Raw genomic sequence first — 619 nt, forward strand, 5'->3', positions numbered from 1 at the left:
ACCTTAACAGGGCGTTATGCGTAATCGATCGACTACGGGGTATTAAATGGAAGTAGTAGAAGCGGAAAAATCGGATTTAGATTCATTCTTTGCGTATCTTGAAAATCAGCTGTCTGAAAATGGTAATGGAGAAGTTCCTCTTTTCCAGCCAATGTCCAGAGAGCAAAGTGAAATTCCAGAAGCAACAAAAGATAAGTTTATCAAAGGCTTTTCCCATCACTTTGGCGATTTAGGTTGGAGAAAGCTCTGGGTTGTAAAAGACACCTCTGGAAGTATCAAAGGTCACATTGATCTTCGCCACCACGGTGATGAAAGCCGTTCTCATCGCGTTCTACTTGGTATGGGCGTAGATGTTTCCTGCCGGAAGCAAGGTATTGGTCAACGACTCATTGATGCGGTTATAAATTTCTGCCAAGAAAAAGCCGAAATTGACTGGCTTGATCTTTGTGTATTATCAGAGAATTTCCCAGCGAAGAACCTCTACCTAAAAGTAGGGTTCGACGTTGTTGGAGAATTCAAAGATCAATATAGAATCGACGGTTTGTCAGTCTCGGAAACAGCAATGACAAAGTACGTCAAAAATTACGCATAACAAAGCATTCAAGAGTGATTCGCAACG

1 protein-coding gene is annotated in these 619 nt (G+C 41.7%); it reads left to right on the top strand.

Features of this window, described 5'->3' with window-relative positions:
* The first annotated feature begins 46 nt into the window (after window positions 1-46).
* The gene (locus KJB35_RS28045; RefSeq protein ID WP_025502561.1) at window positions 47-592 is read left to right on the top strand and encodes a GNAT family N-acetyltransferase; all 546 of its coding nucleotides are present in this window, start codon (window positions 47-49) and stop codon (window positions 590-592) included.
* Window positions 593-619: the final 27 nt, after the last annotated feature.

Source organism: Vibrio sp. D431a, from assembly GCF_030248655.1.
GTDB classification, from domain to species: Bacteria; Pseudomonadota; Gammaproteobacteria; order Enterobacterales; family Vibrionaceae; genus Vibrio; species Vibrio alginolyticus.

What these genes read in the sequence shown, in the direction of transcription:
- KJB35_RS28045 (WP_025502561.1), top strand. Translation starts at nt 47, where the DNA reads ATGGAAGTAGTAGAAGCGGAAAAATCGGATTTAGATTCATTCTTTGCG.